Genomic DNA, 9,682 nt, shown 5'->3' with positions numbered 1-9,682 from the left:
ATGAAGGCGAACACCCCCACCAACGCGACGGTCAGCAACAGGGGCACAGTCAGACGGTAATAGCCATCGGCGTCGGGGGATGGGGAGGCGCGCATGCAAAAGGACCGGAAGAGTTTGCAGGCCCCCGGAAGAGCCGCAAAAACGTAAGCTTACCGCAGTTGGCTGGCGCGACGCAGTCTGCAGCGTTCGGCAACAGACCCGACCTGGAAGTCCCCAAGGCTATTGATCATCCCGCGAAAGGCCATAACGCTGCATCTTTGCATACAACGTGCTCTTTGCGATCTGCAGTTTACGCGCGGCCCGGGTGAGGTTCCCTCCGCTGGCTTGGATGGCCTGCCGAATCAAGGCTTCCTCACCTTCAGCCATGGACATGGAGCCTCCTGAACGGCCCAGGCCGGGCAGCACAGTATTGTGCACCGTCTGAAACTCATGCGGCAGATGCGCACAAGTGATGGAAGGCTCCTGACACAGCATCACCAGGCCCTCAATCAGATTGCGCAGTTCCCGTACATTGCCCGGCCAAGGATAAGCACGCAGAATCCCCAAGGCATCGGGATCGATGTTCTGGGGGCCCTGGCCTTGCTCGCCTCTGAAACGCTCGAGAAAGTGCCGCACCAGCACCTCGATATCGCCTTGACGTTCGCGCAGCGCAGGAATGCGCAACTGCATGACAGCGATCCGGTAGAACAAATCCATCCGAAAACGCCCTGCAGCGATTTCCTGGCGCAAGTCACGATACGTGGCCGCCACCAGCCGGAAGTTGACGCGCCGCGGCGTATTCTCGCCCAGTCGGTAAATTTCGCCCTGTTCGAGCACCCGCAGCAAAGCGGGCTGCATATCCAGGGGCATCTCTCCGATTTCATCAAGAAACAAGGTCCCGCCATCAGCCGCTTCGATTTTTCCGGCCATCCCACCCTTGCGCGCCCCGGTAAACGCCCCATCTGCATAGCCGAACAGTTCGCTGGCCAGTAGTTCACGCGACAAGCCACCACAATTCAAGGCAACAAAAGGCCCACCGCTGTGGCCGTGAATACCCCGCGCAAACACTTCCTTGCCAACCCCGGTTTCACCCTGCAGCAGTACCGGCATCCGTGCTCGGGCCAATTGCCGCGCCTTGGTGATCGTGGCAAGCATGCCCGGATCCGTCGTGACAATGGCCGCAAATGGATCGGCATCCGGATCACTGCGGGATACGGCACCAGTCAGCGTGCCCCCCGTAGGAACACGCACCCCTGACGCGGGAGGTCGTGGCACCACCAGCAGCGTGCCCAAAGGCTTGTCACCGACGAACAAGGGCTCCAGCCATTCGGATTTCATCCAGGATGGCAACGGGGCTGCAGCAAGCCGTCCTTGTCGCCCCACAGCAAGACCAGGCACACGACACCGCCCCCGCTCCAGTTCCAACTCACCGTCTGCCGAACGAATGGCCAGCGCAGCATATTCATTGGCCCTGACTACATTCCCACGCCGGTCAAACAAGACGACACCATCCGCACCGGACAGACGCCCCATGGCCTGGTCGAGCAGACGATAGCGCTGCTCCATTTCTGCCGCAGCCAGCCGGGCCTCGATGCGGCTGGCCGCAGTGACCACCAACGCCAGCGTCTGACGATTGTAGGTCTGGGACAGTCCTGAGACATCCAGCACCCCCACCACCTCTCCATCCAATGGATGGCGCATCACAGTCGCCGAACATGTCCAGTGCTTGATGCCTTCGCAAAAATGTTCGGCACTGTGTATCTGCACCGGCTTGCCCACAGCCAGTGCAGTCCCAATGGCATTGGTGCCGCACACCCCCTCCGACCAGGTCACGCCCGGCATCAGATGAATGGCTTCGGCCGAGTCAATGGCCGGCAAGTCCCCCTCTGTATTCAGGATGGTGCCACAGGTGTCGGCCACCGCCATCAAAGTGCCGGTTTCGGCCAGAAAATCCCGTGCATGGGCCATCACGGGCGCACTGGCCTCAAGCAATTCCCGCTGTCGCTCTCGCAACAGGTACAGGTCGCTTTCCGCAAGCGGCCTGGGACCGCTGCGCATACGGGGATCCACCCTGGCATCCAGGGAACGTTGCCATGAGGCATCCACCAAGGCACGCAACGAATCAACAGGCCGCTCTCCGCCGTCCAGGAACACGTGCCACGCATTCATGACTGCAGATTCATCCTGGGGATTGGAAAAAGAATCCTTTCTTTCAGGCGCCATGCTTGTCTCCTGCGGCCGTGTACCCGGCCTGTTTCAAGGGATGCGCCAGATTATTCTAAACGTTCTGTACGATCCACGACGCAAAGGCTGCCCAAAGCTCACAACAGCAGCTCTGGTGTCCAACGGGTGCGGCCTGGCCGGATACGCAAACCACCAGCCAGACCGCACACCAGTTCCACTAGCGAGTCACTGTCGCATCAATCGACACGCTCGGGCACCGGCATGTGCACCCACTCCTTGTAAAACGTTTCGATATCAGGCTCGAAATCATGGATCACAGGGTACCAGGGCGTCGGTGCCTCTACATCATGCATGGTCCCGCAGCTGGGGCAATAGTATTCACGATACACCTGCCACTGCGTGTCCGGGGCCATCAACTGTGGATAGACTTCAGTCATGGCCGCCTCCGTATCGCGCACGTAGATATGGGCATGCATCTTCCAGTTTTCTCGATAATCGCAAAAGACATGGCCGCAGTCACACTGCGTCACCCACCGCTTGGTCTTGGCCGATTGCACAATATAGAGATGCGGCCCCAGGGGCAGAATGATGCGATCAGGGAATTTCACCTGTGCCTGCAGGGCAGCCAGATATTGCTCGAAGCGACCGCTGTCCTTGGGCATGGAGAGCATGCGAAAAACAGTCTCCCAGTTCAAAGAACCATCCACAAGGCGAGCGACCTGCTCATTGGTATAGGTGGACATTTGCTGACTCCTTGATTGATGTAATTACTCTTCCACTTGCACAACCGTCGTGACATCAGGCAGCAGCGACAGATCCATGCGGTATTTGGCGCCATAGGTCGGCACACCCAGGTCTTCCTCGCGCAATTCCCAATCGTCCGGCAGGCTCCAGAAATCCTTGAACTGCCTGGTGAATTTCTCGGACAGAGAAAAACTGGTAGCAAACATATGCTGTACCTGGGTCGAGGCGTCCTTGTTGAGAATGCGCTGGCGTTCTTCCTTCATCCATTCCCGTGTGGGGACCGCACGCGCCAGGCGCTCCTTGCGCATTTCCGAGCGACGGGTCCGGGTCTTGGCCGCATCCACCGTATAAACGCCCTTGGCATCCTGGGTAAACACGGCACCATAGACCTTCTCTGCATACTCAGGCAGCAGAAACTTCTGATTCAGATCGTTTTCGATCGCCTTGGGATCGCGGTCGATCGGGTCACCGAAACCAGGACCACCACGCAGATAATTGAGGTACAGGTCGTGGTTGTCGTAGCAATCCTCGGTGGTCATGCACTGTTTGTCGCGCTTGACCTCGGCCGTGGCATCGATGTGATGCTCGTAAGTCGGTGCACTTGGATCGATGTCCCCGCCCAATGGCAGGCTTTCCCCATTGGCAATACGACGCTTCAGGCCAGTCGAATGGGCTTCGAAGCGGTAGCCAGTGGCCGCCGGATAACCTCCCATCAGGCCCCAGTCACTATTCATGTAACCGTTGCCCATGAAAAACATGGTCCAGTCCTGCGCGTTCCAGACCATGCGCAGGGTCTCGAAACCACAACCCCCGCGATACTTGCCGTAACCTCCCGAATTGGTTTTCACGTTGCGGCCCAGGTAGAGCAACGGCTCAGCCATCTCCCAGATCTCAATGTCGCCCATGTCACCTTCCGGGTTCCAGATGGCGGCGGCATGGTTCAGACCGTCCTTCACCGCACAAGCGCCTGTGCCGCAGGAACTGGCTTCAAAGCTATTGACCGCATGGACTTCGCCGTCCTGATTGACCCCTCCGCCCTGCAGCCAATTGGATGTATTGGCATTGCCTGCATTGACCTCCTCAAGATAGCCACGGCTGAAGTACGACTGGCTCAGGCCGCGCCACAGCGCAGCCCAACCGGAAACCAGGAAATGCCAGGCATAGGCATGGCCAGTGCGGCGATCGTCCGGGTTGCACCACGTTCCCTTGGGCAAACGAAACTCAGTGGCATAGTAGGCCCCGTCGTTGATCCGCTGAGTGGGCACCAGTGTCTGACACATCATCACCCAGATGCCCGACGTGAAGGCTACCTGGTGGGCATTGAACGTATGCCAACCCCAGCGGCTCGCGCCTTCAAAATCCAGGCGCCATTTGCCATCAGCCTTGATCGTCATCTCGCAAGGCGAATGCATGATGGAATCGAGTTTGGCAAACGCATTGGAGACCTGCACGTCCTCGTGCTGGTAAGGCACGTCCACGAACGATACCTTGCGGTACTTACCCGGCATCGTCATGGCCTTGATGCGACTCTGCAAGCCGCGCCGACCTTCCTCGATAACCTCGTAGACGAACTTCTCGTAGGCCTCGATGCCATCGGCACGAATCACTTCCTCGACCAGCTCCCGGACCATATGGCAACCCGCAATGCGCGTTTTCTCATCGAGAATCCAGTACTTTGGGGTGCGTACCGAACGCTGCGACTCATGCAGCCAGTCACGCAACGGCACATCGTTCACCCCCGTCTTGCGGCAGGTGATCATATAGCCGTCGCCAAAGCGCTGTGTCTGCCCGGTGGACATAGAGCCCGGCGTGACCGCGCCCGTGTCGATGACGTGCGTCACACCACCCACCCAGCCGATCAGCCGGCCCTCCCAGAAGATCGGCACGATGGTGGCGATATCGCAAGGATGGACGTTACCGATCGAGCAATCGTTGTTGGTGAACATGTCACCAGGGTTGATGCCGGGGTTGGCCTCCCAGTTGTTCTCGATCATGTACTTGATCGCCGCCCCCATGGTGCCGACGTGAATGATGATCCCGGTGGAGGTCAACACGCAATCGCCAACGGCGTTGTAGAGCGTAAAGCACAGCTCGCCTTCCTGCTCGACGATGGGACTGGCGGCAATTTTCTTGGCTGTCTCACGGGCATGCACCAAACCGCCCCGCAATTTGGAAAACAGCTTTTCGTAACCGATCGGATCGCTATCGCGAAACTCCAGCGTTTCAAGTCCGTTGTAGTGGCCGGTCGCCTGAGTGCGCTCGATAATTCCGTCGCGAAACTCCTTCAGGGTCTGGCCGTTCTTCAACAGATCGGCAAAGCCCGTTTCCTTGTTGCTCATCATGTTCATGGTATGTCTCCTTATTTGCTTTCCTTGAGGTGGAACAGGCGATGCTTGTCAAGCGTCGTCTCGAAGCCTTCCGGCACCACGAAGGTGGTGGCATCGGATTCGATAATGGCGGGGCCGACAATGTGGTTGCCGCTCTTGAGGCTTTCCATGCGCCACAATGGGGCATCGACCCAATGTTTTTTGCGATAGAACGGGCGGGTCCCAAGATAGGCTTCCTTGGGCGGCGTAGGGCCGGCATCGGGATCTTCGGGCAGCACGGGTTTTTGCGTCACGACAGTGCCGCGCAGAATCGCGCCCGTGATCGAAAAACCCAGTTCCGGCGAGCGCGCCGAGCGTGCGTAGACGCGGCTGTAGGTGCTCTCGTACGATTCGACAATGCTGTCCCAGTCGGCTGCCGTGGCCGCACTGCTGACGGGCGAGACGATTTCCAGGTCATTCAACTGACCCATGTATTGCATCTTGTAGCCAGGGATCAGCAGCACATCCTCGGGCTTGTAGCCGTTGAGCACAAACTCATCAACCACCTTGACCGCCAGCTCGGACCAAGCCTGCTGCAGGGATCGGCAAGCCGCCTCTTTGTCTGCATCCGGCGCATGCTGGGCGACACCGATATCGACCGACTTGTCATAGCGGTACTCGAAGTCGGCGCAGGCGCACCCGAAGGCCGAGAATCCGGCAGCCCAGGCGGGCACCACCACATCCTTGAAGCCCACCCCTTCGGTATAGCCATAGGTGTGAACCGGTCCAGCGCCACCATAGGAAAAGCACGTAAAGTCAGCGGGGTTGTAGCCTTTGGCGCTGATATTGGCACGCAGATACTCAGAGAGCGTCAAATCCAGCAGTTCGATGACACCTGCGGCAGCATCTTCCACCGACAACCCCAGTGGATCGGCCAGCTGCTCCTTGATGTGCTGCCGTGCGCGCTCCACGTCCAGTTTGATGGCTCCCCCCAAGAAGTTATCCGGGTTCAGATAGCCCAGCACAACGTGACAATCCGAGATAGAAACCGTATCCAGTCCACTGTCGGCCCAGCAGGTACCCACGCGGTAACCCGCACTGTCGGGGCCAAGCTTGATCGACTTGCTGTAGGGATCCAACCGCACGAAACTGCCTGCCCCGGAACCCACCGAGTCCATGGCCACCAAGGGCAGTGACAACACCAGGCGCGCCATGTCCGGATCGGACTTGATCGCGAAATTGCCCTTGGTGATCAGAGCGACGTCAAAGCTGGTGCCGCCGATATCGGAACACGCAATATTCTCATCACCCAGTGCCTCTCCCAGCAATTTGGAGCCAATCACACCACCAATGGGGCCGGACACGATGGTGCGCGCCAGTTCCTTGGCCTTCCAACTGATCGTGCCACCGTGCGTCGCCATGACGCGCAAGTCAAACTTGGCTCCGTGCTTTTTGAAGCGATCGTTGACCTTTTTGAGCGTTTGGCGCGATGGCTCTGCACCATAAGCCTCCAGGATGGTGGTGTTCATCCGGTGGCTTTCCTTGCGCGATGGGTAGTAGTCCACCGAGGCAAAAACCGGGATCGTGGACTTCAAGCGGCGTAATTCTTCCTGTACGATGTCGCGGGCACGCCGTTCGCTCGATGGATTTTTGTGCGACTGCAGCAAACAGATGACAATCGCCTGCGCGCCAGTATCCACCAGTTCGCGCGCAGCCTGGCGCACCTCATCTTCACGCAGGGGGATCACCACCTGGCCCAGCACATCCGTACGCTCGGTCACGCCCCGGGTGCTCGATACCGGCACCAGCGGTTCGTCATAGCGATGGGTGTTGAGGTGAATTCGGTCTTCCAGTGCGTAGCCCAGGTAGCTTTGCAAGGCCCGGCCCATCGAATGGGTCTGCTCGAAACCCTTGTTGCAAATCAAGCCCACGCTCAAACCCTTGCGCGACAGTACACGGTTAAGCATGGCCGTACCCGAATAAACCCCGGTCACGAGTTCTGGATACACATCTTCGACCGTTCGCTGCCAGTGAACCAGCGCGTCCTGCGACGATTCATAAATCGCCAGCGACTCATCGTCGGGGTTGCTCTGCGCCTTGCCGACGACAAAACGACCGTCATCTCGGACAAAAAAGGTGTCAGTCATCGTGCCACCGGCATCGATGCCCAGCACCTGTACTCTCGATTGCACTTGCATGAGGAGTCTCCTGTAAATCGTAGATCGAACGAGCGTCTATTGCGCTCATGACAGTCATGCAATAACCATGCCAACACTTCGCACCAAGTCATTAGAACAAGGCAATCGCTTGATTCAATTTGTTTTTTATGAGTCGAACCAGGGTTTACGCGCATGCGGAGACAGCCTGTCAGAGCGCCTGAGCGACCGTCCGATTTCCGGCCGAACCGTCAGGAATCGGTCGATTTTTTGAGTCCGTGCTCCAGACACCGATGACAGGCACCACAGTCTCTTGATACGAATCAAATCCACTGGCTGCCAGACCATCGCGTTTCCTCCGCGCCTGGATACCATGTCTGCATGCGCATGTTCCCGGCCTGGCTGTCCGGCCTACTGCTCTCGCTATTCCTGGTGGCAGAATGCGGCCAGGCAGGCGCGGCTGCGCCATCGCCAGAACCCGGCATCCAGACACCGATCCGCATCGGCGTCCTGGCCTACCGCAGCGCCCATTTCACGCAGGCCGCCTGGCAGCCCACGCTGGCGCATCTGAATCGCGCACTGGCGCCCCGCGTCTTCGAATTGGTGCAGGCGGACCACGCTCTACTGCAGCAAGCCGTGCGCGAACGCACCATCGACTTCGTCCTGACGAATCCCGGCCATTACGTCGAACTGGAAACCAGCCTGGGCGCCAGCCGCATCGCCACGCTGCAGCATGAATACAGCCCGACCGACCAGACCCTGGGCGCTGCGGTCGTCGCCCGCAGCGACCGCACGGACTTGAAGCAATTGACCGACCTGCGCGGCCAGCGGCTGGCGGCAGCCACGCCCGAAGGATTCGGGGGCTACCAGATCGTCTGGCGCGAACTGAAAGCGCTGGGCATCGACCCGGGAAAACACCTGGCAGGCCGGCTCTACACCGGCCTGCCGATGGAAAACGTGCTGCAGGCCGTCCTTGACGGCAAGGCCGATGCCGGCATCGTGCGCGCCTGCATACTGGAATCGACCCCCGATTGGCAGACGCATTTCCGCGTGCTGTCCCCGCAAGCGGACGGCCGTCTGGCCTGCGCCGTGTCCACCCGGCTGTATCCCGACTGGCCCATCGCATCCCTGCGTCATACCGATCCAGCCCTCTCACGCGCCGTGGCCATCGCATTGCTGCAGATGCCGCCCGATGGACAAGGGCTTTCCTGGACCGTGCCCGCAGACTACCAGTCCGTGCATGAGTTGTTCCGCGAACTGCAGATCGGTCCCTACGCCTACCTGCGCGAACCCTCGCTGCGCGCCCTGGCACGGGAATACTGGCCCTTCCTGGCCATGGCCCTGCTGTTGCTGCTGTGCGGCATTCTCTACACCGTGCGCGTCGAATATCTGGTGCACAAGCGCACCGCTGCGCTCCAGGCCGCGCTGACAGAGGGCAATGTCATCCGCGAACGCCTGCGCGTGCATCAGGAACAGGCGCAGCACCTGTCGCGCCTATCGATCCTGGGGGAACTGTCCGCCACGCTCGCGCATGAACTGAACCAACCCCTGGCCGGCATCACGAATTACGGGCAAAGCCTGCTGCGCAGAATGGAACGCGGCACACTGACGGATGATGCCGTGCGGCAGGCCTCGACAGAAATCATCGCCCAGGCGGAAACGGCCGCCGGCATCCTGCAACGCATCCGCCACTTCACCCGCAAGCGCCCCCCAAAGCGGGAAATGCGCCAGGCACGCACCCTGGTCGAAGACACGATCGCCCTGTTTCGCAGCATGCTGTCGATCCCGCCCGACATCATGCTGGACAACCGGCTGCCAGACTCGACCTGCATCCATGTTGATGCACTGCAGATCCAGCAGATTCTGCTCAATCTGCTGAAGAACGGCCTGGACGCCATGCACCAACTGCCCGAACAGGAAAAACGCATGCATGTCGGCCTGACCCTGGACAACGGCCTGGTCCTGATCACCGTCCGCGACTACGGACACGGACTGGACGGCCTGACCCTGAAACAGCTGTTCGAACCTTTCCGCACCACCAAGGAAGACGGGCTGGGCCTGGGCCTGTCGATCTGCGAAGGCATTGCGGAAGTCCACGAGGGCGGACTCGATGCCCGCCTGGCTGGCGACGGCCCCGGCATGATTTTCACACTGGCGCTCCCTGCTCATGAATGCTGAATCCTGCACCACCATCTACCTGATCGATGATGACGATGCCTTCCGGCGTTCGCTGATCTTTCTGCTGGAATCGGTCGGCTGGACCGTGCGCGACTATGACAGCGCACAAGCCTTCCTCGATGCGCATGCTGCGCC

5 protein-coding genes are annotated in these 9,682 nt (G+C 59.6%); 1 reads left to right on the top strand and 4 read right to left on the bottom strand.

All coding sequences use genetic code 11. The annotated features are described in order from the left end of the window. Window positions 1-219: 219 nt before the first annotated feature. The 4 genes from RBR29_RS08000 to RBR29_RS07985 form a co-directional block, all read right to left on the bottom strand. Window positions 220-2,202: a sigma-54-dependent Fis family transcriptional regulator gene (locus tag RBR29_RS08000; protein WP_320348463.1), complete on the bottom strand. Its 1,983-nt coding sequence runs from the start codon at window positions 2,200-2,202 to the stop codon at window positions 220-222. A gap of 197 nt (window positions 2,203-2,399) precedes the next feature. Continuing rightward, window positions 2,400-2,906 carry an acetone carboxylase subunit gamma gene (locus RBR29_RS07995; protein ID WP_320348461.1) on the bottom strand — a complete coding sequence of 169 codons (507 nt, stop codon included), beginning with the start codon at window positions 2,904-2,906 and terminating at the stop codon, window positions 2,400-2,402. A 24-nt stretch (window positions 2,907-2,930) separates the two neighbouring features. After that, window positions 2,931-5,255: a hydantoinase B/oxoprolinase family protein gene (locus RBR29_RS07990; RefSeq protein ID WP_320348460.1), complete on the bottom strand. Its 2,325-nt coding sequence runs from the start codon at window positions 5,253-5,255 to the stop codon at window positions 2,931-2,933. Between the two features lie 11 nt (window positions 5,256-5,266). After that, complete coding sequence (locus RBR29_RS07985; protein WP_320348459.1) at window positions 5,267-7,411, bottom strand: hydantoinase/oxoprolinase family protein; 2,145 nt, start codon at window positions 7,409-7,411, stop codon at window positions 5,267-5,269. Window positions 7,412-7,750: 339 nt separating this feature from the next. Here RBR29_RS07985 and RBR29_RS07980 point away from each other — a divergent pair, with 339 nt between their 5' ends. Further along, window positions 7,751-9,547, top strand: coding sequence for a PhnD/SsuA/transferrin family substrate-binding protein (locus RBR29_RS07980; RefSeq protein WP_320348458.1), 1,797 nt, complete (start codon window positions 7,751-7,753; stop codon window positions 9,545-9,547). Window positions 9,548-9,682: the final 135 nt, after the last annotated feature.

The sequence above is a fragment of the Castellaniella sp. genome (assembly GCF_034007085.1).
GTDB lineage: Bacteria > Pseudomonadota > Gammaproteobacteria > Burkholderiales > Burkholderiaceae_B > Castellaniella.
Note: the sequence above shows the minus strand (reverse complement) of the source record. Positions and strands in the feature narration are given on the sequence as shown.

Excerpts from the sequence above, each read along its gene's own strand:
- RBR29_RS08000 (WP_320348463.1), bottom strand. The coding sequence starts at position 2,202 with ATGGCGCCTGAAAGAAAGGATTCTTTTTCCAATCCCCAGGATGAATCT.
- RBR29_RS07995 (WP_320348461.1), bottom strand. The coding sequence starts at position 2,906 with ATGTCCACCTATACCAATGAGCAGGTCGCTCGCCTTGTGGATGGTTCT.
- RBR29_RS07990 (WP_320348460.1), bottom strand. The coding sequence starts at position 5,255 with ATGAACATGATGAGCAACAAGGAAACGGGCTTTGCCGATCTGTTGAAG.
- RBR29_RS07985 (WP_320348459.1), bottom strand. The coding sequence starts at position 7,411 with ATGCAAGTGCAATCGAGAGTACAGGTGCTGGGCATCGATGCCGGTGGC.
- RBR29_RS07980 (WP_320348458.1), top strand. The coding sequence starts at position 7,751 with ATGCGCATGTTCCCGGCCTGGCTGTCCGGCCTACTGCTCTCGCTATTC.